17 protein-coding genes, 1 tRNA gene and 1 pseudogene are annotated in these 24,751 nt (G+C 65.2%); 13 read left to right on the forward strand and 6 right to left on the reverse strand.

Annotated features, from left to right (window positions below; all coding sequences use genetic code 11):
• Positions 1 to 166: 166 nt before the first annotated feature.
• The 3 genes and pseudogenes from ectB to ACWEO2_RS26795 all read left to right on the forward strand — a co-directional run bounded on the left by ectB (position 167) and on the right by ACWEO2_RS26795 (position 2,656).
• Positions 167 to 1,423 carry a diaminobutyrate--2-oxoglutarate transaminase gene (ectB, locus tag ACWEO2_RS26785; RefSeq protein WP_452407822.1) on the forward strand — a complete coding sequence of 419 codons (1,257 nt, stop codon included), beginning with the start codon at positions 167 to 169 and terminating at the stop codon, positions 1,421 to 1,423.
• Between the two features lie 327 nt (positions 1,424 to 1,750).
• Positions 1,751 to 1,831, forward strand: a pseudogene (locus ACWEO2_RS26790) (DUF4383 domain-containing protein); the annotation flags it as partial.
• A 216-nt stretch (positions 1,832 to 2,047) separates the two neighbouring features.
• On the forward strand, positions 2,048 to 2,656 hold the full coding sequence (locus ACWEO2_RS26795; RefSeq protein ID WP_452407823.1) for an Rv1733c family protein: 609 nt from the start codon (positions 2,048 to 2,050) through the stop codon (positions 2,654 to 2,656).
• Between the two features lie 11 nt (positions 2,657 to 2,667).
• On the opposite strand, the gene ACWEO2_RS26800 is transcribed toward ACWEO2_RS26795, so the two are convergent.
• Together ACWEO2_RS26800 and ACWEO2_RS26805 are read right to left on the reverse strand one after the other, a co-directional pair.
• Positions 2,668 to 3,513 (reverse strand): alpha/beta fold hydrolase, encoded by an 846-nt coding sequence (locus ACWEO2_RS26800; protein WP_452407824.1) that lies wholly within the window; start codon positions 3,511 to 3,513, stop codon positions 2,668 to 2,670.
• Between the two features lie 23 nt (positions 3,514 to 3,536).
• Positions 3,537 to 5,129, reverse strand: a complete 1,593-nt coding sequence (locus ACWEO2_RS26805) for a bifunctional 3-(3-hydroxy-phenyl)propionate/3-hydroxycinnamic acid hydroxylase (protein ID WP_452407825.1) — start codon at positions 5,127 to 5,129, stop codon at positions 3,537 to 3,539.
• A gap of 390 nt (positions 5,130 to 5,519) precedes the next feature.
• Here ACWEO2_RS26805 and ACWEO2_RS26810 point away from each other — a divergent pair, with 390 nt between their 5' ends.
• From ACWEO2_RS26810 to ACWEO2_RS26820, 3 genes are all read left to right on the forward strand, one after another.
• Positions 5,520 to 6,632, forward strand: a complete 1,113-nt coding sequence (locus ACWEO2_RS26810; RefSeq protein WP_452407826.1) for a VOC family protein — start codon at positions 5,520 to 5,522, stop codon at positions 6,630 to 6,632.
• Complete coding sequence (locus tag ACWEO2_RS26815; RefSeq protein WP_452407827.1) at positions 6,601 to 6,774, forward strand: hypothetical protein; 174 nt, start codon at positions 6,601 to 6,603, stop codon at positions 6,772 to 6,774. Before ACWEO2_RS26810 ends, ACWEO2_RS26815 begins: the two co-directional genes overlap by 32 nt.
• A 361-nt stretch (positions 6,775 to 7,135) precedes the next feature.
• Entirely contained in the window at positions 7,136 to 8,692 is a 1,557-nt protein-coding gene (locus ACWEO2_RS26820) for an FAD-dependent monooxygenase (RefSeq protein WP_452407828.1), read from the forward strand.
• A gap of 414 nt (positions 8,693 to 9,106) precedes the next feature.
• Here ACWEO2_RS26820 and ACWEO2_RS26825 read toward each other — a convergent pair whose 3' ends face one another.
• The 3 genes from ACWEO2_RS26825 to ACWEO2_RS26835 form a co-directional block, all read right to left on the reverse strand.
• Positions 9,107 to 9,448 (reverse strand): histone-like nucleoid-structuring protein Lsr2, encoded by a 342-nt coding sequence (locus ACWEO2_RS26825; RefSeq protein ID WP_452407829.1) that lies wholly within the window; start codon positions 9,446 to 9,448, stop codon positions 9,107 to 9,109.
• A 304-nt stretch (positions 9,449 to 9,752) separates the two neighbouring features.
• Complete coding sequence (locus ACWEO2_RS26830; RefSeq protein ID WP_452407830.1) at positions 9,753 to 10,307, reverse strand: hypothetical protein; 555 nt, start codon at positions 10,305 to 10,307, stop codon at positions 9,753 to 9,755.
• Complete coding sequence (locus tag ACWEO2_RS26835) at positions 10,304 to 10,771, reverse strand: MarR family winged helix-turn-helix transcriptional regulator (RefSeq protein ID WP_452407831.1); 468 nt, start codon at positions 10,769 to 10,771, stop codon at positions 10,304 to 10,306. Before ACWEO2_RS26835 ends, ACWEO2_RS26830 begins: the two co-directional genes overlap by 4 nt.
• 132 nt (positions 10,772 to 10,903) lie before the next feature.
• On the opposite strand from ACWEO2_RS26835, the gene ACWEO2_RS26840 reads away from it, so the two are divergent.
• Positions 10,904 to 11,803, forward strand: a complete 900-nt coding sequence (locus ACWEO2_RS26840; protein WP_452407832.1) for an N-acyl homoserine lactonase family protein — start codon at positions 10,904 to 10,906, stop codon at positions 11,801 to 11,803.
• Positions 11,800 to 12,237: an SRPBCC family protein gene (locus ACWEO2_RS26845; protein WP_452407833.1), complete on the forward strand. Its 438-nt coding sequence runs from the start codon at positions 11,800 to 11,802 to the stop codon at positions 12,235 to 12,237. Before ACWEO2_RS26840 ends, ACWEO2_RS26845 begins: the two co-directional genes overlap by 4 nt.
• 449 nt (positions 12,238 to 12,686) lie before the next feature.
• Here the strand turns inward: ACWEO2_RS26845 and ACWEO2_RS26850 are convergent.
• Positions 12,687 to 12,763: transfer RNA gene (locus ACWEO2_RS26850), tRNA-Arg, on the reverse strand.
• 222 nt (positions 12,764 to 12,985) lie between these two features.
• Here ACWEO2_RS26850 and ACWEO2_RS26855 point away from each other — a divergent pair.
• From ACWEO2_RS26855 to ACWEO2_RS26875, 5 genes are all read left to right on the forward strand, one after another.
• Complete coding sequence (locus tag ACWEO2_RS26855) at positions 12,986 to 15,025, forward strand: cytochrome c oxidase assembly protein (RefSeq protein ID WP_452407834.1); 2,040 nt, start codon at positions 12,986 to 12,988, stop codon at positions 15,023 to 15,025.
• A gap of 41 nt (positions 15,026 to 15,066) precedes the next feature.
• The gene (locus tag ACWEO2_RS26860) at positions 15,067 to 16,014 is read left to right on the forward strand and encodes a threonine/serine dehydratase (protein ID WP_452407871.1); all 948 of its coding nucleotides are present in this window, start codon (positions 15,067 to 15,069) and stop codon (positions 16,012 to 16,014) included.
• A 249-nt stretch (positions 16,015 to 16,263) separates the two neighbouring features.
• The gene (locus ACWEO2_RS26865; RefSeq protein WP_452407835.1) at positions 16,264 to 16,788 is read left to right on the forward strand and encodes a single-stranded DNA-binding protein; all 525 of its coding nucleotides are present in this window, start codon (positions 16,264 to 16,266) and stop codon (positions 16,786 to 16,788) included.
• Positions 16,789 to 16,866: 78 nt separating this feature from the next.
• Positions 16,867 to 18,543, forward strand: coding sequence for an energy-dependent translational throttle protein EttA (gene ettA, locus ACWEO2_RS26870; protein ID WP_354957583.1), 1,677 nt, complete (start codon positions 16,867 to 16,869; stop codon positions 18,541 to 18,543).
• A gap of 1,262 nt (positions 18,544 to 19,805) precedes the next feature.
• Positions 19,806 to 24,743 carry an NAD-glutamate dehydrogenase gene (locus tag ACWEO2_RS26875; RefSeq protein ID WP_452407836.1) on the forward strand — a complete coding sequence of 1,646 codons (4,938 nt, stop codon included), beginning with the start codon at positions 19,806 to 19,808 and terminating at the stop codon, positions 24,741 to 24,743.
• Positions 24,744 to 24,751 lie beyond the last annotated feature (8 nt).

The raw sequence follows: 24,751 nt of genomic DNA on the forward strand, positions 1-24,751 counted from the left end.
AACGGTTAACTCTACGGCGACCGGGCCGACGCGCGGTAGGTGTGCGCGCGATTTTTGGAAAAGTGCTACAAAGCCGGTGCGCCGATGTTAGAAACACAGTCACTTCAGATTTGCGCCGTCGCATCGAGTGGGCGGAGTCGCTCGCGCACGACAGGAAGGATCGTCGATGACTGTCGTCCCGATGACCGTTTTCGAGTCACTCGAGTCCAACGTGCGCGGGTACTGCCGAGCCTGGCCCGCCGTCTTCGATACCGGCAGCGGTGCCTGGCTGCGCGATGAGAACGGCAAGGACTACCTGGACTTCTTCGCGGGTGCCGGCGCACTCAACTACGGCCACAACAACCCCATCCTCAAGCGGGCGCTGATCGACTACATCGTCGGTGACGGAATCACCCACAGCCTCGACATGTCGACCGTCGCCAAGCGGGGTCTGCTGGAGGCCCTGCGCGACCGGATCTTCGGGCCGCGCGGTCTGGACTACAAGGTGCAGTTTCCCGGTCCGACCGGCGCGAATGCCGTTGAGGCCGCGCTGAAGTTGGCCCGAAAAGTCACCGGCCGCCAGACCGTTATCAGCTTCACCAACGCCTTCCACGGCATGTCGCTTGGCGCGTTGGCGGTGACGGGCAATGCCGCCAAACGCGCCGGAGCCGGTGTGCCGCTGCCGCATGTGACGCCCATGCCCTACGACGGATTCCTCGACGAGCACGACGATCTGCGGTGGCTGCGGCGCGCGCTGGACGATTCGTCCTCGGGCCTGGACAAGCCCGCCGCGGTGATAGTGGAGACGGTGCAGGGGGAGGGCGGGGTGAATGTCGCACGCGCGCAATGGCTGCGGCAGTTGGCCGAGTTGTGCGCGGCGCGCGGCATTTTGCTGATCGTCGACGATGTGCAGATGGGTTGCGGACGGACCGGCGGGTTCTTCTCGTTCGAGCTGGCCGGTATCACGCCCGATATCGTGACGCTGTCCAAATCAATCGGCGGCTACGGATTGCCCATGGCGCTGGTGCTCTTCAAGCCCGAACTCGATCAGTGGGCGCCCGGCGAGCACAATGGCACGTTCCGCGGCAATAATGCGGCATTCGTCACCGCGCGGGTGGCGCTCGAGCACTACTGGTCCGATACCGCGCTGGAGTTCGCGACGCTGGCAAAGGGCGAGCTCGTGGCGGCCGCCCTCGCCGATATCGCGGCGGCGTTTCCCGGTGTGTCGACCCGTGGGCGTGGGCTGGTGCACGGACTGGTCTTCGAGGACGCCTCGCGTGCGGGCAAGGTATGTCAACTCGCCTTCGAACGCGGGCTGCTGGTCGAAACCTCGGGCTCGGCCGACGAAGTGGTAAAGCTGTTGCCGCCGTTGACCATTACCGAGGACGAGCTGAACCGTGGACTGGCACTGCTCGCCGGTGCGGTCGAGGTCATCTGCGGATAGTCACCGGCGCGCCAGTCCGATATCGATCACCGGATGGGCGCTCGGATCCAGTCGCGGGGCGCTGGTGCACGCGACGACTCCGGGCAGCAGCACGATGATCAGCGCTACCCGTATCGACAACTGATACCTCCCGAAATAGCGGCCCCAGGGGTGTCGACCCTGCTGCGCGTTCAACCGTTGCCCAGCGCTGGCGATGGGGCGGCGTTTCGGCGGTCGATACTCTCGGCAGACCTGGTCGGACCTGCGGTTTTGTCCCGTGCCATCGGCTTGTTCACCGAGCGCGGGTCGGCGCAGGTGACTGCTCCTGAACGGGCCTGGTCACCGACCAGCGAAGCGAACTTCAGCCCGGTGAACACCGCCGACAACTGGCTGTACTTCGGTCTCGGTGCCGGCATGGTCGCGCTCGGGGCGTTATTCGGATTTTCGGCCCACAGGGCTACCGGGCGCCGAATCCGTGTCGATAGGTGCGAGATACCTGATGACCCCGCATCGAGGGGAGTTCATCCAATTTCGCACCCGGTTTATCGGCTTTCGGGGGTGCATCAACTGGTGACGTAGGGGAATGCTCGTAGTAAGGGTCGCGGTTCCGCGCGGGCCGTGACTCCGCTGTAGGAGGTGATGAACGTGTCGGAGTCGCCAACGCTGCCGGTGCGCCTCTGGCGTGTGCAGCCCTGGAATCCCAGCCCACTGATGCGGATGTCGGATCGCTTCCAGGGGATCATGCGGATTCTGGCCGTCCTGATCGTGCTGCTCGCGGTGCCGATCGCGGCGGCAGCAGGGACCGCCGCCTACGGCACGGCCTCGGCGCGGATCCGCACCGAGAATGCATCGAAAGTCGCTGTGACTGCCACCATCACCGGCAATCCCGTGCGGGCCACGGCACCGGTCGCGGACCGAAACGGCTCGATGGTCGAGCACTACCAGGCGCAGGTGTCCTGGACCCGCGACGGAAAGTCCGCGACTGCGATAGTCGGCGTCCCCGATAACGCAAAAGCGGGTCAGCCGACCCCGGTCTGGCTCAGCCCGGACGGACTCCCGACCAGCGCCCCGCTGCGATCCAGCCTCGCCGCCGTGCACGGCATCAGTGTCGGCGCGGCCGTGCTGCTCGAAATCTGGCTCGGCGCGGCAGCCTTCCTCTGCGCCACCACCTGGGCCCTCGACCGCCAGCGCCATATCCACTGGGATCGCGAGTGGCGCCAGATCACCCACCCAACCGGCCAGGGCAGCCAATGAGCTGTCCGGACTCAGACCGTCAGGAAGGCATGGGTGACCTGGTTGAAATAGTCGGCGCGTTCCCACTGCACCCAGTGCCCGGCGTTCGCGGCGAGTAGCAGATCGCAGTTGGGCATGATGTCCGCCAACATCTTTCCCCCGCTGGGGCGGTTGACCTTGTCGGCGCTGCCCCAGATCACCAGCGTCGGAGTGGCCAACTCGGCCAGCCGGCTGTCGCGGGTGAAATCCATCCGCCACAGGGTGCGCAGGCCGGACGGGCGACGCAGTGGCGGATTCGCGATGACCTCGGGGTCGATGCTCGACCGGTAGCGGGTGTCGATGACCTCGGCGGGCACCGCACTGCCGTCGAAGACGAGGTCTTCGCGGATGAAGGTTTCCAGCTTCTCGCGGGAGGGGCCGGAGCCGGCGTAGTACGCGAGGAGATGTTGCAGCCCGGCGGTCGGCAGCGCGCGGGTGGTGCCGATTCCGCCGGGGCCCATCAGGACCATGCGGTCGACACGATCGGGGGTGTCCAGCGCCAGTCGCAGCGCACACGCGCCGCCGTAGGAGTTGCCGACCAAATGCGCCTTGCGAATGTCGAGTCGGTCGAGCAGGCCGCGAATGGAGTTGGCCAGATAGCCGAACGGGTCGTTCTGGTCGACACCCTTGCCGGACCGTCCATAGCCGGGCAGATCTGGCACGATCACCCGGAAGCTCTTCGCCAATTCGGTGATATTGCGGGAGAAGTTGGAGACCCCGGAGGCGCCGGGGCCGCCCCCGTGCAGCAGCAATACGGCCGGGCCTGCGCCGGTCTCGGCGTAGAAGATCGTTTTGCCGCCTAGCTCGACGGTCTGCTCGATCATCGTCGGTGTGCTCATTTTCGCTGTCCCTTATCGGTGAATCATTCTGTTGGGCTGGATATTTCGGCTCCCACCGTGAGTCCCTTCGGCGGTGACGGCAACGTCTCGTTCGCATCGGCGGCGGCGTAGACGAACCCATCGGGCCGCAGCGCCAGCACCGTCGCGTCGTGCTGGCGCATCCAGTCGACCAGGGCGTTGTCGATATCGACGGCAGCCCCTTGCGATATCGCTGTCCCCGCTGGTTGGAGCCGCATCAGGGGCACTCCGGCGGCCGTCCACTCGGGCCAGGCGCGTGCCGGTCCGAGATGGATCAGCCGCCATCCGGCCCCGATCACATCGTCGAGTCGCTCGCGGTCGCCCACCTCGTCGAGCACCCAGGGCTGTGGTGGTAGGTGTCCCACCGCCGCGTGCTTCGACGGGGAAAGCAAACCCTTCGGATAGTGGGCCGCCGGAAACCATTTGGCGCTGCGTAGGTAATCGCCGACGAACGGAAGTCGCATGGCTGCGCGGAACGCGATATTTCGCGCGGCGGTCACCGGTGGCCGCCGCTCGGTGATGACGCGACCGAAAAAGACTGCGGCCTTGGTCACTTCGCGGACATGTGGTTGGCGTTCCACCTCGTAGCTGTCGAGCACGCTCTCGGGCAGCGATCCGGTGACCACCGCGGCGAGCTTCCAGCACAGATTCGCCACATCGCGGACCCCGGCGGCCATGCCCTGTCCGATCCACGGCGGCATGACATGTGCGGCATCACCGGCCAGAAAGATGCGGCCGACCCGCCACCGATCGGCGAACCGGACATGATGGCTGTAGACGACCGCACGAAGAATTTTGACCTCACTGTCGGTAATGCCCTGGGCATTGAGCAGACGCCACACGGCGGCATCGGTGACGAGTTCCTTTTCGTCTTCACCGGGCAGTACGGGGAACTCCCAGCGGTGATGACCGAGTGGGGTGGGGCAGTCCACGGCCGGTCGGGCCGGATTGCAATGGAACCGCAGCCGATCGTGGGTCGGCCATTCATTGATGACCTCGGTATCGATGACGACCCAGCGGTCCTCGTAGGTGCGCCCCTCGAAACCCACCCCGAGCAGCCCGCGGGTCGGGCTGGAGCCGCCGTCGGCGGCGATCACATAGGACGCGCGGATGCGCTCGAAGGTATCCGCGCGCAGATCGGCGACCAGCAATTCGACGCCGTCGTCGTCTTGACCGGTGCGCATACATTCGTGCTGCAGAAGGACTTTCACATTCGGATACCGGTCCACACCGTCGCGGAGCACCTGCTCGAGCGCGGGCTGGTAAATGAACACCTGCGTGGGATGGCCATTGCCGCGCGGTGCGGGAACGAAGTTCAGGAACGAGCGTCCCGCAGCGTCGACGAACTCGAGCGGCTTATCCGCCAGCATGTCCTGCTCGAGTCGTTCGGCCAGGTCGAGCCGCTGCCAGATGCGGATGACCTCCTCGTCGGTCGCGATCGCCCTGGCCCGGCTGTAGATGGACTCGTCTCGTTCGATGACGACGACCTCGAGGCCGAGTCGGCCGAGGAAGTTCGCGGCAGTCACACCGGACGGGCCGTAGCCGACGATCGCGACATCGTAGGAGCGCTGGACGGTCACGTCGAGACCTCTCGTCATTGGGGGCTTTCGACCCGAAGGACCACATCTGGGGATTGTTCCCGTAGCGGCCACAACGGTATGACGATTTCATCAGAACGTCAATGGATCATCAGAAGCGCGGAGAGGGTCAGTAACCGACCTGCTGAAACCTCGGCATCGTCGCACGTCGCGGGCCCGTGGTTTGATCCCGCGCAGACGGCTTGTTTCCGCACTTTCTGACAAAATCATCAGATTCACTTGACGGAGTGTTGCCTCGCAACTGATGATTTGATCATTAGAGGCTGTGGAGGTAGCTGTGACGAGCATCGACAAAGGTGTCGGCATCGGATGGACGGTGCGGTTCGGCGGACACGAAATCTACGGTGCGGCCGGATCCGGTCCGTCGGTGTCGAGTCGGGAGACGCGGTCATGAGCGGCTTTCTGCGCCCGAATATCGACGGTTCGGTTTTCGGTGCCGTCCATCTGGGTTATGTAGTCGTGCAATCGAATCGGCTGCCCGACTGGCGGCGGTTCGCTGCCGACGCGATCGGGATGCACGTGGACGAGACCGGCGCGGACGCGCTGCGCTTCCGTCTGGACGATCGCGCCTGCCGATTCCTGGTCCAGCGCGGCCCCGCCGAGGATGTCATGGCCTTGGGCTGGCAGGTCGATGATCACGAGACCTTCGACCGCATCGTCGCTCGGGTGGCCGATCGTGGTGTCCCGATCACCGAGGGCACAGCGGCGGAGGCGGCCCTGCGCGGGGTGGAGCGACTGTGGCGCTTCGCTGGCCCGAAAGCTTTGGCGCAGGAGATCTTCACGGTTGCGGTGACCACACCGGATCCGCTGCGGATGCTCAGCTCGGGCTGGGTGACGGGGGACGCCGGAATGGGGCACGTCGCGATCGTTTCCCGCGAACCGGAGTCGATGCGCGGCTACTACCACACCGTTTTCGACTCCCGACTGAGCGACTACATAGACGAGAACGTCTCCGGGCTGAAGATGAAGATCCGATTCCTGCGGGTCAACGAGCGCCACCACTCGATCGCGATCGCCAACGTGCGCGGGGTGAAGATCGATCCGATTCGAACTCGGGTGCAGCACATCAATATTCAGTCCGCGACCTTGGATGACATGCTCGCATCCTTCCAGCGCGTCAAGGATCTGGGTTTCCGCATGGCGTGGTCGGTCGGGCAGCACACCAACGACCGCGAACTGTCGTACTACTGCGTGACGCCGTCCGGATTCGAACTCGAGGTCGGCTGGAACCCGATCGTGATCGGTCCGGAACTCGAATCCACCTGGGAGCCGACGACCTATCGGGGCATCAGTATCTGGGGTCACTCAACGGTCGGCGCGACGGTGCTGGACAAGTTCGCTCAGTTCCGCCGGGCCCTGCGCACGGTGAGCACCCCGGAGATCACGGTTCCGGAACTCACGGATGGCGGCCTGACCAACCGGCCACACCGTACTCGCGGCCATGGCCGAGGCGAGCCACGGCTCTCGGACAATGGCAGAAGCGGTCGAACTCGGCTGGGATGATGTGGGACCGGCTCCGCAGCGGTGGACTTCGCTCGGCATCGTTCCGCCGCTTGCGCTGTTCTTCTGGTGGGGCTATATCCGGCTGCCCGATCGACGCCCAATTCTGCTGGTCCGGCTGATGACTCGGGTCGGCACCTGGTAGGAAGCGCACAGTGAGACCGACGATGGCATGTTCGTGCGGCAATACTGCTGCAGCCAATGGGTTTCGGTGGACGGGCGCCATATCGAGCCGGCTGTAAACACGCAGTGGATGGGGCCGATCGAATCCCATATCCCCGACGGATCGGTGCAGCTCGCGATGTCGATTGCTGCGAGATCCTCATCTGGTCAAAGGGAAACGCTCCCCTCCCGCTCTCAACATATAGCGCACCCGGGGGCTTGCGGCAAGACCCGGGGCATGCTGCAGAATCGCAGGCCGAGTTCAGAACCTGCGGAAATGGGAGTACCGAATGCGTGTTGTCGACGAGCCGGGACGCGACGAAATACTTCGAGAGGAACGGCGCGTGACCGACACCGACGTGATCATCGTGGGCGCCGGCCCGACCGGCCTGATGCTGGCCGCTGAGCTGCGCCTGGCCGGAGTGCGACCGCTGATACTGGAGCGCCACCCACAGCTCCGGGACACCCCGAAGGCCCACGGTCTCGGCGGGCAGATCCTGCAACTGCTGCGCTACCGGGGCCTGCTGGAACGGATCCGCGCGGCCGTCACCGACCCCACGCCGGCTCCCATATTCCCGTTCGGGGGAGTGCATCTGGACCTTACGCAGCTGGCAGATCCCCCGCTGGAAGGTTTGCCGCTCCCGCAGCGGCGACTCGAGCGCCTGCTCGACGAACACGCTCGTGAACTGGGCGCCGACATTCGCCGCGGACACGAGGTAGTCGGGGTGAGCCAGGACGAGTCCACGGTGACCGCGGATGTGCGCGGGCCGGACGGACCGTATCGGGTGACCGCCCGATATCTGGTGGGCTGCGACGGAGCGCGCAGCCGGGTCCGCGGCCTGGCGGGCATCCCGTTCCCCGGCACCACTTATCCAGAGGTCAACCGACTCGCACAGGTCACCATGCCCGATTCGGTGACCATGCTCGACAACGGCGATCTCGACGTTCCCGAACTGGGCCGGATCCGTGCGGGTTTCACCCGAACAGACCGCGGTGTGTTCGCGGTCGGGTCACTCACCCCCGGAGTTCTGTTCCTGCAAACCACGGAGGACGAGCTCACTGAAGTCGACGATGACGTGCCGATGACCATGACCGAGCTCCAGGGGAGCATCCGGCGCGTACTCGGCGGCAATCTCCCGCTGGGAGACCCGATTCGGCTGTCGCGCTACCAATTTCAAGCTCGTCAGGCCGAACGGTACCGTGCCGGGCGGATCCTGCTCGCTGGCGATGCGGCCCACCTGCTGCCCGCCACCGGCTCGGCGATCAACGTCGGCATGCTCGACGCGGTCAACCTTGCCTGGAAGCTGGCCGCCGATATCAACGGCTGGGCGCCGACCGGCCTGCTGGACACATATCACGATGAACGCCACTACGCCGGTGCCCGCGCGCTGCTACAGACCCGAGCCCAGGTGGCACTGCGGCGCGGACACGACCCGGCCGCCGAAGCACTTCGGGCGGTTATCCAGGAACTGCTCGTCGACGAGCAGCCATTGCGCCGCATGGGAGCCCTTATCGCGGGCACCGACATCCGCTACCCACTACCGAACTCCGACCAGCACGCTCTGACCGGCACCTTCGCACCCGACCTCACCCTGCACACCGACCAGGGCACAACCAGCGTCGCGGAACTCGTGCACACCGCACGGCCGGTCCTCCTCGACCTTGCCGACCGCCCGGACCTCCGCGAGATTGCCCGAGACTGGCAGCATCGGATAGATATCCACACCGCAAAGACCGAAGACCGGCCAGCCGATGCCCTGCTGATCCGCCCGGATGCCCAAATCGCCTGGGTCGCAACGATCGATGAACCTGCTGATGCCGCCGCGCTCGCGCTCCGCGAGGCACTGTCCTACTGGTTCGGCACACCCCTGAAATCGGCAGTGCCGACCACGTCCGCCTGATCGGCCCACCGGACACCGCCCGATTCCACCTCGGGCAACAGACCGGCTGGACCTGCTCCGTGAAACCGACATCACCAATGTCATCGTCGATGAAGCGCAGCAGGTCGGCCGGGTCCATTCGTTGCCACCGGAATAGGGATTGCCGCACACAAATCGGAACCATCGAACGCGATAGATTCGGCGCAATCCGTACACATCGTGAATGCGAATATCAGTCGACCAAGATCGACGGGCGGACCGAACATGGAGCTGCCAGCGATACCCGTGCCGGTGTGAGTGATGTGCATCAGATCGGCTTCTTGGAGCGGCGTTCAATCGTCGCTCCGAGAAGCCATCGATATATGAGGGCGGGCGTCAACACCTTTGTCGTCCCGGGCTAGGCGTCCTCGGTGTCGACCAATGATGTTGAGTTTTCTACTTCTGTGCGCTGTGGTAGGCGGCGACCACGTCGGCGGAGATTCGGCCGCGGGCAGATACCTTGTGGCCGTTCTTGCGGGCCCATTCACGGATCACCAGCGATTGGTCCCGATCGACCGTCGAACCGAAGCCTTTGCCGACGCCACGCGGCTTGGTCAGGCGACCGGTGCGACGAGCGTTTTCCGTCCACGGTTCGAGGGTCGCGCGCAACTTGCCCGCGTTCTTGGTCGACAGATCGATCTCGTAGATCACGTTGTCGAGGGAAAAGCGAATGGTCTCGTCCGCCTTCGATGTGCCGTCGTAATCGTCGACCACCGTGACGGTTACTTTCTTGGCCATGAGCCATCCTTAGGGTAGATGCGGATATTTCCTTCGAATGCCAATTCGGATAGTCTATGCCGCCGAATCCCATTCAAGCTAGTTTGCTATGGCTGAACATGTCGCAATGGTCGAGAAATTCTTTCGACTCGCGTATCGGTCCGGCCATATGCTCGGCTGTGCGTGTTGCCGCCGAGCGAGATCGGGGATTCGATGTGGTATTAGCGCAACGGCTTCCGGCGCACGGCTGCCCACGCGGGAATTGACCCCAGAACGGTGTGGAAAGTGCCGTGATCTCCGCTCCACGAACCATCGCATATTGGGATCAAACAAAGTGCGCATCCGGGATCAGGTCAGAGTTGACGGCCCGCTGAACATACCGGCCGTTTTCGGGACCCGGTGGTGGCGGCTCGGGAGTGGCGAGGAGCGCTGTGGCTGCGGAGCCGACCTGCTGTTCGCGTTCGGGCTCATTGATGTCCCGTAGCTGGAAGGCCCAGCGCGCTTCGAACAGGCACGCCGGGCCCTGGGCGACCTGGGCGACGCGCTCCGGCCATGCCGTCGAGTACTCGGCGCTGAGCTGGCGTTGCCGATCGGGCAGCCACCATTGAGTCCACAACTCGCGCAGGCGTTCTCGGGCCCGCGCGTCGCGGGCGGCGAGGGCGACGAGTTCGATACACACGACGAGGTCCTGTCGGCTGCCATACGCGCCGGGGGTGAACATCGCGTCGATTGATTCGGCGGCAGGTCGGTCCGCCTCGGCGCTCAGCATCGCGGACCCGCAGGCGGCCACGGCTTCATTGACGAACGCCGCGTTCTTCCGATTCGACCCGGCGATCTCGGCCGCCAGGTGTCCCTCGGGACCGGAGCCTCGGAGGCTCATTTCGGTATGGCTGCCTCGCGGCGTCGGGCGAGCGCTTCGCCTGCGGATGACCCGTCGGCAAGCCCGCGCAATACGCACAGTGCCGGTTCTATCGGCTGCCCGGCGGTCAGCTGATCGAGCTGCTCGTACAGCGCACTCTCGACGGCGGCGATCTGGCGTGCGACCCGGCGTCCATCCGGGGTCAGGGTCAGCGAGACGAATCTCCGGTCGCCGGGGCTCACCTCGCGCTCCACCAGTCCCTGCCCCGTCAGCCGATCGACGAGCCTGCTCGGGCTCGTCGTGGTTTCACAGACGAGTAGCTCCCCGAGGCCGACCAGGGTCAGTGGTCCGAAGTCGTCGAGTACGCGCAGCACTTCCGCCTGAGACGGAGTCACCCCCAGCGGCCGCAGCTGCGCTGCCAGCTGTCGGTTGCCTTCTCGCTGGATCGCCAGAATCAGGTACCGCAACTCTTCCGCGGTTCTCACCGCACTCGCCTCATCCGCACCATTGCTCCTGCTCCCACGTAGGACCGCCACATAAACATTACACGACACCTATTGCTCAATAGTAGATGTTGTGTAATCTAGTTACACGACATCTACTGAAGGAGTAACACCGTGAGCACTGCCTTGGACCCCATCTCGAGCGTGTCGGTCATCAGCACCGGCACGGTCGCCATCCGCCCCGAACATGTCGGGCCGACGCGGAAGAACACCTATGTTTGGCTGTTCACCTCGCGCCGATGGACCGACCCGAGGCCGATCAATGTCTTCGTCATCGAGCATCGAGACGGCCTGGTCCTGTTCGACACCGGCCAGGACCGAGCTTCGGTCACCGACCCCGATTACTTCCCCGGTGGGCTGAACGGGCTGGTCTACTCCCGGCTCGCCAAGTTCGACATCGAACCGGCGCAGACGCTTTCGGCCGGAATCCGCCGGCTCGGGCACACGCTCGAGGACGTCCATACCGCTGTGCTATCGCATCTGCACCAGGACCACATCGGCGGGCTTCCCGAACTCGATCGCTCGGACATCGTGATCGACCGGATCGAATGGGACTCGCTGCACAAACCTCTGCCCGAGGCCCGAGGGCTGATGCCGACCCACATCGACCTGCCCGGCCTGCGCTGGAAGCAGGTGGAACCGGAAGGTCTGGCCGATCCCGCCATCCGCCCCTTCGAGCGCGGACACGATCTGTTCGGTGACGGCAGCCTGGTGCTGCTGCGCACTCCCGGTCACACCCCGGGATCGCTGTCGATGCTGGTGCGCCGCCCCGGACAGCACCCGCTGCTGATGGTCGGTGACCTCACCTACGACGACCGCCTGCTCGCCGAGGGACATCTGCCGGGCGTCGGCGACAAACGACAGATGCGAACTTCGGCACACCTGGTCAACGAACTCCGCACGGCGTTGCCCGGACTCGTCATCCTGCCCGCCCATGATCCGGGTGCGAGCGCACGACTGGCGCGTGCTTTGTCGAACCCGCCAGCCTCCATCCGGACGCAGGCGACATCATGATCAGCGAACAATCCGCACGGATACGTCTCGCAGCGACATCGGACGAGGTGCGAGCCGTGCTCCTCGACCCGCTGTCACTGCCCGAATGGAACCCGGCCTTTCTTCGAATACACGGCCGACCGGAGGCAGTGATCGGCGAACCCTATCGATTGATCGTTCGCCCCGGACTGTCCGGAACCTTCGACTACGTGAGCATCGAACCCGGCCGAATCGATACCCGCTGGAGCGTGCCGGGATTCACCGAACTGGGCAGTTGGCGCATCCAACCCTCCGGTGCCGCAACAGAAGTCGAGCACGCATTCGGTCAGGAAGGTCCGCTCGCCGCAGTGCTTGCCCCGGCCTACCGCTCGGTCGCACGAATACGGCTCACCCGGCTCGCGGCAAGACTCGGCCACACCGAGCCGTCGTCATGGCAGTCCAACGGGCTGCATTAACTGCGCTGTCAGCGTGTGGATTTGGAGTGCGGTATCCACCGCGCGGAATTCGACCAGCATCGGTGAGCAGGCGGTCGCACGGTCCGGGCGCTGGCGGTGTACGCCAGCGAACCCGGGCGGCGCGATCGCGCACATTCTCTTCGCCCCGCAGCGCGGCGGTCGCAGTCGAGGCGACGCCTCGGTATCCCGGTGCGAGGGTGGTGGTCTGCGGGCCTGAAACTCTGGGGAGCTGAGCGCTGTCGTCGGTTGGTGCGGCGGTGTGAATCGACGATCGCGACGGCCGGGACAGAACTGTGGGCGGCACGGCAACATTCTGGGCAACTTCACACGTTGGCCCCTCGGGTCGGAGAGACGAACCAGATCTCGAATCTGGCGTTTACGGAGCCAATCGTGTGGATACTCACACCACGGAACTGCGCCCCCGCTGGTCAGCGGGTCGCAGTACTGGGTGGTGCCCCCGGCAGGAATCGAACCTGCGACCTAGGGATTAGAAGGCCCTTGCTCTATCCAACTGAGCTACGGAGGCAGTGGGTTCCACGATGGCCGACATTGGCCGTGCTGTCCAGCAGGGCAAGTATAGCGACCGTCCAGATGGCTAGGTTCTTAGCATTAGCAACATTTCAGCCACCTGCGGCGCATGGGCCGAGCGAGTCGCGGGATGATCGACATCGCACCTCCGATCCGTTAGCCACCATATCGGCCCAATCCCCACCGGGCCACGCATTAACGGCCGACTACGCTCAGTTCCATGCCGTCACCGCAGGACCCGTCCGTCGCACCCGATCTCGAAACGGGTAAATCGGGCTCCGCGGCGACCTTCGCGACCATGACGGTGCTGGCGGGTGCGATCGCGGCGGTGGTCGCCGCGATGATCGTCGGACTGTCGGCGGCGCAGGCGTTGACCTTGCTCGGCATTCCGGATCCCGGACCGCTGACCACCTATGGCCTGCCCGCGCTGCGGGCGCTCGCCGATCTGTCCGCCGCATTGACTGTCGGCTCGCTGCTGTTCGCCGCGTTCCTGATACCGCCGCAGGCGAACGGCCTGCTCGATGTCGGCGGGTATCGCGCGGTCCGGCGCGCCTCGAACTTCGCGGTGAGCTGGGCCTGCTGTGCGGCGCTGCTGATACCGCTGACGGTGTCGGATACCACCGGGCAGCCGGTGAGTCAGATCTGGCGGCCGGAGCAGTTGTGGCGCGCGATCGGTCAGGTGGATCTGGCCCAGGCGTGGCGCACGACGGTGGTCTTCGCGCTGATCGTCGCGGTGGGTTGCCGACTCGCGCTGCGCTGGGGGTGGACCCCGGTGCTGTTCGGCGGTGCGGTCGTCACGATGATGCCGCTGGCACTGACCGGGCATTCGTCTGCGGGCGGTGCACACGACCTGGCGACCAACAGCCTGATCCTGCACCTGGTTTCCGCCGCGGTGTGGGTCGGTGGATTGTTCGCGGTGCTTGCGTACGCGATGCGCGGCGGCGGGCACACCGATATCGCGGCCCGGCGATTCTCGCTGACCGCCACCATCGCCTTCGTCGTGATCGGCGTCAGCGGTGTGATCAACTCCTGGGTGCGGGTGCCGTGGAGCGATCTGTTCACCACCACCTACGGCCGACTGGTGATCGCCAAGGCGTGCGCGCTCGCGGTGCTCGGCGGGGTCGGATATCTGCAGCGTCGCGCCAGTCTGCCCGCACTCGCCGCGAACCCGCGCGACCGCGCCGCGCTCATCCGATTCGGTGGTGTGGAAGCGCTGATCTTCGCGGCCACCATGGGTCTGGCCGTCGGGTTGGGTCGAACGCCGCCGCCACCGCCGACCAGCGTGCCGACCCCTACCGAGGTCGAACTCGGCTACAACCTGGACGGCCCGCCGTCGGTATCGCGACTGCTGTTCGACTGGCGCTTCGACTTGATCTTCGGCACGCTGTCCGTCGTGCTTGCGGTCCTGTACCTGATGGGGGTGCGGCGGTTGCGTGCGCGCGGGGACGCCTGGCCGGTCGGGCGGACCATTGCCTGGCTATCGGCCTGTGCGATCCTGCTTTTCGCCACCTCGTCGGGGATCGGGCGGTATGCCCCTGCGGCGTTCAGTGTGCACATGGGACAGCACATGGCGCTGTCGATGCTGGCGCCGATCCTGTTCGCGCTCGGTGGTGCGGTCACCTTGGCGCTGCGGGCCTTGCCACCGGCCGGGCGCAACGGCGTGCCCGGTCCTCGGGAATGGATTCTGGCGGCGGTGCACAACCCGGTCTCGCGCTTTCTGACCCATCCGATCGTCGCGTCGGTGATTTTCGTCGGCGGGTTCTACGCGCTGTACATGGGCGGTATCTACGATTCGTTCGTCGATTCCCATGCGGCGCATCTGATGATGAACCTGCACTTCCTGCTCAGCGGCTATCTGTTCTATTGGGTGGTGATCGGCATCGACCCGAAGCCGCGTCAGGTGCAGCCGCTGACCAAGCTCGGCATGGTATTCGGCTCGCTGCCCTTCCATGCTTTCTTCGGTATCGCGCTGATGAGCATGACGACGGTGATGGGTGGGTGGTTCTTCCGCAGCCTCGCCCTCGGCTGGAACAGCGATCTGCTCGGTGACCAGCGCACCGGCGGTAGCCTCGCGTGGGCGAGCGGGGAGGTGCCGTTGGTGGTGGTGATGCTGGCACTGCTCATCCAGTGGTCGCGCAGCGATGCCAAACTCGCGAAGCGGACCGATCGGGCAGCCGACCGGGACCATGACGCGGAGTTGGCCGCCCACAATGCGATGTTCGCCGAATTGGCCAAGCGGGACCGAGGAATGCGTCATTGAGTTCCATCGAGGTACAAGCAGTGAGTGAGCGGGGTGCCACGATGGTGGAGAACAGGCATGCCCGACGGGTGTATCGATCCGATGTCCGTGCCGCGCGCAGACGACTGGCCGGACAGGTGCGCAAGACGCCGGTATTCCATACCTCGATCGTGGGACCGAACGGGCCCGTCCCGGTCACGCTGAAGCTCGAATATCTGCAGCACGGTGGGACATTCAAGGTGCGCGGCAGCTTCAACGCGCTGCTGGAGTCGGCCGGACAGGTCGATCAGGTGGTCATCGCCTCGGGTGGCAACGCCGGGATCGCGGCCGCGTTGGCCTCCGCTCGCCTCAGCAAGCTGTGCACCGTGGTGGTCCCGGAATCGGCGCCGCATACCAAGGTGGCGGCGATGTGGTCCTACGGTGCCGAAGTGCTGTGGCACGGAACGACTTACGCCGAGGCCTACCGTTACGCGACCGAGCTCGCGAACGAGCGGGGTGCCCTGCAATTGCACGCCTACGACCTGCCCTCAGTGGTTGCCGGTGCGGGTGTGGTCGGGCTGGAGCTGGAGGAGCAGGTGCGCGGGCGGCCACCGGTGCTGGTCGCGGTCGGTGGCGGCGGGCTGGTGGCCGGGATCGCGGCGGCGCTCGGGCGGCGGCAGCAGGTGGTCGGGGTCGAACCGGAGGGCATTGCCACGCTGAACGCCGCATTGCACGCACAGCGGCCCGTGGAGGTGAATGTCGCCCGCATCGCAACGGAGTCATTGGGCGCCAATCGGATCGGGGATATCGCGTTGGATATCGCGCGTCGCTATGACGTGCGGTCACTATTGGTGACCGATGACGCGATTGCGACGGCCCGCGAATATCTGTGGCGGGAGTTTCGGATCGTCGTGGAATTGACGGGGGCGACGGCGCTGGCCGCCGTGCAGAGCGGCGCATATGTGCCCGCCGAAGGGGAGCGGCCCGTGATCGTGCTGTGTGGTGCCAATACCGACCTGGCGGTCTTCTAACTCGCGCGGGTTTCGGCGCCATCGCTCGTCGATGTCGCCATCGGGTGGCAGGGCCCGGTCGAGTCCGCCGGTCTGCTGTCGATCGAGATGTATGAAGTGGCGACTGTCCACATGTTTCGAAGTTGTCCACATTCGGGAATCGGGGCGGCCGGATGGGGTAACGAGCCGTCAGGCTGAAGGGGTCTTCGATGGCGAGGACGGAACACCTGAAGCGATCCGTGACGGATCGAAACGTAAAGGGGCGCAACGATGTACGAAGCGATGGTGACTGTGATCGGCACGGTCGTGACCCATCCGATCAAGCGCGATCTGACCAATGGGGAGCAGGTGGTGACCTTTCGGATGGCGAGCAATTCCCGGCGGTTCAATCCCGAGACCGGGGAGTGGGTGGACAACGGAACGCTCTATCTCACGGTCAGCTGCTGGCGCAGACTGGTGCTCGGTGTCGATGCCTCCCTGCGCCGCGGCGATCCGATCATCGCGCACGGCCAACTGCGTTCACACGAATACCGGGGCAGGGACGGCGCGGAACGCCGCGATGTCGAAATGCGCGCCACCGCGATCGGCCCTGACCTGTCCCGCTGCACCGCGCAGGTGGTCCGGCGCGCGGTTTCGGGCGTGGCGTCCGGACCCAGTACCCTGGCACGGAATAGTTGTGACCGATCCAGCGCTGATGATCGTGCACGCGTCGACGGCCAGGAGCCGGGGGAGGGCGCGACGTCCCTGTCTTCCGTACCGCCCCAGCTCGCTGATCCCGAGCCCGTCGACGCTTGACCGCACGGCCGGATACTCCCGGCGACAGTGGTGGCTCTGTTGCATTCCATCGATACCCACACCGATAGGCTTTCCCGTATGGCTGAGTTCATCTACCAAATGAAGAAGGTTCGCAAGGCGCACGGCGATAAGGTCGTGCTCGACGATGTCACCTTGAACTTTCTTCCCGGCGCGAAAATCGGCGTCGTCGGCCCCAACGGCGCGGGTAAATCCAGCGTGCTGAAGATCATGGCCGCACTGGACCAGCCGAATAACGGCGAGGCCTTCCTCGCCCCGGGTGCCACCGTCGGCATCCTGCAGCAGGAGCCGCCGCTGAACGAGGAGAAGACGGTTCGCGGCAATGTCGAGGAAGGCCTCGGCGAGGTCAAGGTGAAGCTGGATCGCTTCAACGAGATCGCCGAACTCATGGCCACCGACTACTCCGACGAGCTCATGGACGAAATGGGCAAACTGCAGGAGTACCTGGACCACGCCGATGCCTGGGATATCGATTCCCAGCTCGAGCAGGCCATGGACGCGTTGCGCTGCCCGCCGCCGGACGAGTCGGTCACCAACCTCTCCGGTGGTGAGCGCCGTCGCGTCGCACTGTGCAAGCTGCTGCTGAGCAAGCCCGATCTGCTGCTGCTCGACGAACCGACCAACCACCTCGATGCCGAGAGCGTGCTCTGGCTCGAGCAGCACCTGGCCTCGTACGCCGGTGCCGTGCTGGCCGTCACCCACGACCGGTACTTCCTCGACAATGTCGCCGAGTGGATTCTCGAACTCGACCGCGGCCGCGCCTACCCCTACGAGGGCAACTACTCCACCTACCTGGAGAAGAAGGCCCAGCGTCTCGAGGTCCAGGGCAAGAAGGACCAGAAGCTGCAGAAGCGCCTCAAGGAGGAGTTGGCCTGGGTGCGGTCCGGCGCCAAGGCCCGCCAGGCCAAGAACAAGGCCCGCCTGGGGCGGTACGAGGAGATGGCGGCCGAGGCCGAGCGGCACCGGAAGTTGGACTTCGAGGAGATCCAGATCCCGGCGGGTCCGCGCCTGGGCAGTGTGGTCGTCGAGGTCGAACATCTGGACAAGGGTTTCGGCGACCGTCAGCTCATCAAGGATCTGTCGTTCACCCTGCCGCGCAACGGCATTGTCGGCGTCATCGGCCCGAATGGTGTCGGTAAGACCACGCTGTTCAAGACGATCGTCGGGCTCGAGTCGCCCGATAGCGGTGAGGTGAAGGTCGGCGAGACGGTCAAGCTGAGCTACGTCGACCAGAACCGCGCGGGTATCGACCCGAAGAAGAACGTCTGGCAGGTCGTCTCCGATGGTCTGGACTTCATCGAGGTCGGCAACCAGGAGATGCCCTCGCGCGCCTATGTCAGCGCCTTCGGCTTCAAGGGCCCGGACCAGCAGAAGCCCGCCGGGGTGCTCTCCGGTGGTGAGCGCAACCGGTTGAACCTCGCGCTCACCCTCAAGCAGGGTGGCAACCTGATCCTGCTCGACGAGCCGACCAACGACCTCGACGTGGAGACGCTGAGTTCGCTGGAGAATGCGCTCGAACAGTTCCCGGGCTGCGCCGTTGTCATCTCCCACGACCGCTGGTTCCTCGACCGGACCTGCACCCACATCCTGGCGTGGGAGGGCGATAGCGATAACGACGCCAAGTGGTTCTGGTTCGAGGGCAACTTCGAGGCATATGAGGCCAATAAGATCGAGCGTCTCGGCATCGAAGCTGCCCGGCCGCACCGGGTGACGCACCGCAAGCTCACCCGCGACTGAGTTTCGCACTCGGCGGGGCGGTCGATGTACCGCCTCGCCGGGTGGCCTTTCGCCGCTGCGGCGGCTGGTCGCTGCGCGATCTGGAGGACGAAATCGCCGAGGCCACTTCGTGGTCCGATGAAGCCCGCGCGACGCGCCGACAACTTGAACGCGACGCACTCCTGGAACAACTCGCCGCCGCAACCGGTCTGCTCGGCCGCAACCAGTGGGATATAGGTATCGCGGGCGGTGCACAACCAGTCCAGGGGCGATCGCGGTGCACAACCAGTCCGGGGGTCGATCGTCCCCGAGCCGCTCCCTGGCCTGGTACAGCACATCGGTGACCACACCGTGGAAGGTCACGGCGCCTGCATTGACGATGCCGCGGTCGGAATGCAGTGTCAGCAGCTCGATTCCGTCGCGCAGCACCGTCGCGCCGGTCGCTCGCCAGTGCGACGTGCCGTAGCGACGTGGTCGTCCACAAGAAGTCGACGTCACGTGATGTGCCCGACTCGCGTGCGTATTGCTCCCGCACGGCCGTCACTTGCCGCAACTGCGCCCGTCGGGCTGAACGCCACGATCTCGGTGCTGGAGGTGACGATCGGTATGCGTCCGGGCGGCGCGAAATAGGAAATAGGCGGCACCGGTGATCTGGACCGGCGCCTCTCGTCCGCTGATGTGTGGCATCGCGTTCACTGCCTCTCGATATGCCGGTGGATCCCGTCATGAACGAAGCGTGAGGTCCAGCGTCACCATGTGACGTGCGCATGAATCACAGCGGAACCCGAGCTCGACAGGGTAACGGCGTGCACCAGTGGGCGCAGTCCGAGCAATCCACGGTGGGCATCGCCGAACGGCATTCGGAATCGGTCCGGCTCGGCGGCTGGTTGCAGGCCGCCGAGCGGTAGCATCCGCGCATGACGCCATCGAACGGTCGTTCTGCCGAAGGAATTGCGGAGAACACGCACCCGGCGGCGTCTGCATCGAAGGAAATACGGTCGATGCACATCCGGCCACAGATCTGACTATGGTTGGAAACGTGCATGCGCAGGCGCAGTCCGGGCATTGGGTCGCTACCACCGCGATCGCGTCTACCTGACGTTGCCGGTCCGATCAGGTGCTGTGCCGGGATCATCGACCTCGGCAACCAAGCGGCGAACGCTGTGGTATCGGTGAACACCCTGCATTTAGAAGGGAATTCACCCCCGCGTCTGCAAGGCACAGCTACTCTCGGACCGGCGTCACTTTGTTGCGGAACCGAATCCGAGGAGTTGGCGAAAAAAATGACTGTCTCGTCCGAATTGTCCAGCGCGGCGTGGGCCGCGGGATTGCCGCAGTCGCTGCGCGGCGAACTCGCGACGCTCGAGGAGGCGTATTTCCGCCACGTCGACGCGGGCGATGTGGACTGCGCGATCACCGGGATCACCCAGATCTTCCGGCGGCATATGGAGCTCGCGATGACCCGCACGGCCGGGCGGGCACTGGTCCGGGTGTACCACCCGGACGACGCCTCCGGGCTCGGCGCCGCGGTGCAGCTGGTCACCGACGATATGGCGCTGCTAGTGGAGTCGATCACCTCGTCGCTGAGCCGGATGGGCGTCAGCGTGAGCGAGGTGATCCACCCGATCTTTGAGGTGACGCGCGATGCGGACGGACGGCTGACCAGCGCCGCGCCGCACGAGGTCGATAGCAACGGCAGCACCGGTCTGCGCGAATCCTGGATGCACCTGCAATTGCACCCCTCGACCAGTCGCGCCCTACTGGACCGGATCGAACAGTCGATGCCGGATGTGGTCGCCGACGTGCGTCAGGTCATCGGCGATACCGAGGCCATCAAACAGGTGCAGAGCAATCTGGCCGATGAGCTCGAGCTGGCCGCCAAATCCGGCCACGCGCCGTTCTCCGATACCGATCTGGTCGATACCGCGAATCTGTTGCGCTGGTTGGACAGTGGCAATTTCACCGTGCTCGGCTACGCCCGCTACCGGTTCGGCGGCGAGGAGAGGCAGACGATCTCGAATCCGTTGCCCGGCACCTGCCTCGGCGTGCTGCGCCCGGATGTCGGCACCGATTTCCGAGTGCCGGTCAACGCGGGCGACCGTCCGCTGCTGATGCTCACCCAAGGCCTGGTGCCCGCAACCGTGCACCGCTCGGTGTACCCCTATTTCATCGGTGTCGCGGACTTCGACGAATCCGGCACGATCGTCGGCGAGCACCTGTTCATCGGTGTATTCACCGTGACGGCGGTGCACGAGAACGTCCTCGACATTCCGGTCATCGAGCGCCGGGTGCGCGCGGTGATCGAGCAGAGCGGCTTCGACCTGGATTCGTTCTCCGGTCAGGCCATGCTCGAGGTCATCCAGTCGTTCCCGCGCACCGAACTGTTCTCCTCCGATGCCGAGACCATGCGCCGCACGGCCACCGCGGTCCTGAATGTCGGTCTGCGCAGGCAGGTTCGGCTGTTCCTGCGTTCGGACGGTTTCGGCCGATTCGTCGCATGCCTGGTCTATCTGCCTCGCGATCGCTACACCACCCGGGTGCGGCTGGAGATGCAGGAAATCCTGGTCCGCGAACTGGGTGGCGTCTCCATCGACTATTCGGCGCGGGTCAGCGAAAGCGAACTGGCCAGTGTGTATTTCACGGTGCGCATGCCGGAGACGGGGGTGGGGGCGCCGCGCGAGGCAGTTGCCGGTGCCGATACCTCCGAGGCCAACCGGCTGCGCATCCAGAATCTGCTCGCCGAGGCGACGCACACCTGGGATGACCGCCTCAACGATGCGGTGAGCACCTCTACCGTGCTGGATCCGGGGGTTGTGCAGCGCTACGCCGAGGCGTTCCCGGAGGCGTACAAACAGGATTTCGCCTCCGACCGTGCACTGGCCGACGTCGTCCGGCTGGAGCGGCTGACCGAGGGTTCGATCGACCAATACCTGTACCGCCATGCGGATTCGGTTCCGGGCTCGTGGCGGTTCACCCTCTACATCGGCGGCACCGGCATCTCACTGAGCCAGGTGCTGCCGGTGCTGCAGAGTCTCGGTGTCGAAGTGGTCGACGAACGGCCGTACCAGATCCTGTTGGATCCGGTGCCCGGCGATGAGGGCGGGGAACGCTGGATCTACGACTTCGGTCTGCTGGCCCGGCCGGAATTGCTGCGCAGTTCGCTGGATAAGGATCTGGACGCCGAACTGCTGGAGTCCTCGGCCCGAGCCGATGCGCTGGCCTCGGCGGAGCAAGGGCTGCACGATCGGTTCACCGCGGCCTTCGAGGCGATGTGGTACGACCGAGCCGAGGCGGATGCGCTCAATGAACTCGTGCTGCGCGCCCGGCTGCCGTGGCGTGCGGTGTCGATCCTGCGGATGTACGCGAAGTACCTGCAGCAGGCCGATTTTCCGTACAGCCAGGCGAATATCGCCAGGGTCCTGCTCGCGTATCCGGATATCGCGAAGCTGTTCGTCGATCTGTTCACGGCGCGGTTCGATCCGGATACCGAATCCGCCGAGCACGCCGCCGAGTTGGAGACTCGGGTGCGCGGCCGCATCGACGACGTCGTCAGCCTGGACGCCGACCGCATCCTGCGCGCGATCCTGTCGCTGATCAAGGCGACATTGCGGACCAACTACTATGTGACCGACGCCGAGGGCAATTCGCGCGGGTACGTCTCGGTGAAGGTCGAGCCGCGTGAGATCGCCGAATTGCCCAAGCCGAGGCCGCAATTCGAGATCTTCGTGTACTCGCCGCGGGTTGAGGGCGTGCATCTGCGCTTCGGTCCGGTGGCGCGCGGCGGATTGCGCTGGTCTGACCGGCTGGAGGATTTCCGGACCGAGATCCTGGGTCTGGTGAAGGCGCAGGCGGTGAAGAACGCGGTCATCGTCCCGGTCGGCGCCAAGGGCGGGTTCGTGGTCAAACAGCCGCCAGCGGCCACCGGTGATCCGACCGCGGATCGGCAGGCGCTCGGCGCGGAGGGCGTCGAGTGCTACCGGACCTTCATCTCCGGTCTGCTCGATGTCACCGACAATGTGGACCGGGCAACCGGTGCCGTGCTGCCGCCCGCGCGGGTGATCCGCCGCGACGGCGATGACACCTACCTGGTCGTTGCCGCCGATAAGGGCACCGCGACCTTCTCCGATATCGCCAACGATGTGGCGCAGCGCTATGGATTCTGGCTCGGTGACGCATTCGCCTCGGGTGGTTCGGCGGGTTACGACCACAAGGCGATGGGCATTACCGCCAAGGGTGCCTGGGAGAGCGTGAAGCGCCACTTCCAGGAGATGAACATCGATACCCAGACCGAGGATTTCACTGTGGTCGGGGTCGGCGATATGAGCGGTGACGTCTTCGGCAACGGCATGCTGCTCTCCGAGCACATCCGGTTGGTCGCGGCATTCGACCATCGGCATATCTTCCTGGATCCCGATCCCGATGCGGCCACCTCGTTCCGGGAGCGGCAGCGGATGTTCGCGCTGCCGCGCTCGTCCTGGGCGGACTACGACACCTCGCTGATCAGTACCGGCGGTGGCGTCTGGGATCGCACCGTGAAGTCGGTGCCGATCAGCCCGCAGGCGCGAAAGGCGTTGGGGCTGGCCGATGATGTGGTCGCGCTCTCGCCGCCGGAACTGGTGCGCGCGATCCTGCTTTCGCCGGTGCAGCTGCTGTGGAACGGTGGTATCGGCACCTACATCAAAGCGAGCACCGAGACCAATGCCGAGGTCGGCGACAAGTCCAATGACGCGGTGCGGGTCAATGGAAAACAGTTGCGGGTCAAGGTGATCGGCGAGGGCGGCAATCTGGGCGCGACCGCGCTCGGCCGCATCGAGTTCTGCCGCAACGGCGGCAAGATGAATACCGACGCGCTGGACAACTCGGCCGGTGTGGACTGCTCCGACCACGAGGTCAATATCAAGGTGCTGCTCGACGGTGTGGTCAGCGCGGGCGGACTGCCCGAGGCCGAACGCAATCCGCTGCTCGCCTCGATGACCGATGAGGTCACCCAGCTGGTGCTGCAGGACAACGTCTCTCAGAATTTCCTGATGGGCATCTCGCGGGCCGAGGCGCCCCGGATGCTGAATGTGCACCAGCGGCTCATCGAGGATCTGGAGGCGCGTCGCGGGGTGGACCGCGACCTGGAGGCGCTGCCGTCGCAGGTGGAGATCAAGCGCAGACTCGAGGAGGGCACCGGTCTGGCCTCGCCCGAGCTGTCCAATCTCATGGCGCACGTGAAGCTTTCGCTCAAGGCCGATCTGCTCGAGACCGATCTGCCGGATATCTCGTACTTCGCCAGCAGGCTGCCGGAGTACTTCCCGACACCTTTGCGGGCTCGGTTCGGCACCGCCATCAAGCGGCACCGGCTGCGTCGGGAGATCACCACCACGATGGTGGTCAACGAAATGGTCGACTACGGCGGCATCACCTATGCCCATCGGCTGAACGAGGAAATCGGAGCCAGCACGACGGATGCGGTGCGCGCATTCGCGGCGGCCAGCGAGATCTTCGACCTGCACGATATGTGGGCGCGGATCCGGGCCACCGACGCCTCGGTGTCGGTGCGCGACGAACTGGAGCTGGAGACCAAGCGGACGCTGGACCGCGCCTCGCGCTGGTTGCTGAGCAACCGTCCGCAGCCGATCGCGGTCGGCGCGGAGATCAACCGGTACAGCAGGGGCGTGCGGGAGCTGGCGCCGCAGGTGCCCGGCTGGCTGCGCGGACATCACGTCTCGATACTGACCGATCAGTCCGCCGAATTGATTGCGCGCGGCGCGCCGACCGACCTCGCCACCGAGGTCTTCGGGCTGCTGAATCTGTTCCCGCTGCTCGATGTGTTGGATATCGCAGATATCACCGATCGCGACGGCGATGAGGTCGGTTCGCTGTACTACGCGCTCAACGATCACCTCAAGATCGATTGGCTGTTGCAGGCGGTCAGCCACCTGGAACGCGGCGATCGCTGGCACGCGCTGGCCCGGCTCGCACTGCGCGACGATATGTACGGTTCGCTGCGCTCGCTGACCCTCGACGTGCTCTCCGGCGGTGACCCGGAGGAGACAGCGGACGAGAAGATTGCATACTGGGAGTCGAAAAACCAGTCCCGGCTCGGACGCGCTCGGGCAGCGCTGTCGGAGTTGTTCGAGTCCGGAACCCACGATCTCGCCACGCTGTCGGTTGCGGCGCGGCAAGTGCGAAGCATGGTGAGCGGGGTGGGCGCCCAATCGGAGGTACCACGTTGACGAGTCCG

The sequence above is a fragment of the Nocardia sp. NPDC004278 genome (genome assembly GCF_053602975.1).

Coding starts and splice junctions, on each gene's coding strand:
- ACWEO2_RS26860 (WP_452407871.1), top strand. CDS start 15,067: ATGGTGGAGAACAGGCATGCCCGACGGGTGTATCGATCCGATGTCCGT.
- ACWEO2_RS26845 (WP_452407833.1), top strand. CDS start 11,800: ATGATCAGCGAACAATCCGCACGGATACGTCTCGCAGCGACATCGGAC.
- ACWEO2_RS26800 (WP_452407824.1), bottom strand. CDS start 3,513: ATGAGCACACCGACGATGATCGAGCAGACCGTCGAGCTAGGCGGCAAA.
- ACWEO2_RS26855 (WP_452407834.1), top strand. CDS start 12,986: ATGCCGTCACCGCAGGACCCGTCCGTCGCACCCGATCTCGAAACGGGT.
- ACWEO2_RS26805 (WP_452407825.1), bottom strand. CDS start 5,129: ATGACGAGAGGTCTCGACGTGACCGTCCAGCGCTCCTACGATGTCGCG.
- ACWEO2_RS26810 (WP_452407826.1), top strand. CDS start 5,520: ATGAGCGGCTTTCTGCGCCCGAATATCGACGGTTCGGTTTTCGGTGCC.
- ACWEO2_RS26815 (WP_452407827.1), top strand. CDS start 6,601: ATGGCAGAAGCGGTCGAACTCGGCTGGGATGATGTGGGACCGGCTCCG.
- ACWEO2_RS26865 (WP_452407835.1), top strand. CDS start 16,264: ATGTACGAAGCGATGGTGACTGTGATCGGCACGGTCGTGACCCATCCG.
- ectB (WP_452407822.1), top strand. CDS start 167: ATGACTGTCGTCCCGATGACCGTTTTCGAGTCACTCGAGTCCAACGTG.
- ACWEO2_RS26875 (WP_452407836.1), top strand. CDS start 19,806: ATGACTGTCTCGTCCGAATTGTCCAGCGCGGCGTGGGCCGCGGGATTG.
- ACWEO2_RS26830 (WP_452407830.1), bottom strand. CDS start 10,307: ATGAGCCTCCGAGGCTCCGGTCCCGAGGGACACCTGGCGGCCGAGATC.
- ACWEO2_RS26825 (WP_452407829.1), bottom strand. CDS start 9,448: ATGGCCAAGAAAGTAACCGTCACGGTGGTCGACGATTACGACGGCACA.
- ettA (WP_354957583.1), top strand. CDS start 16,867: ATGGCTGAGTTCATCTACCAAATGAAGAAGGTTCGCAAGGCGCACGGC.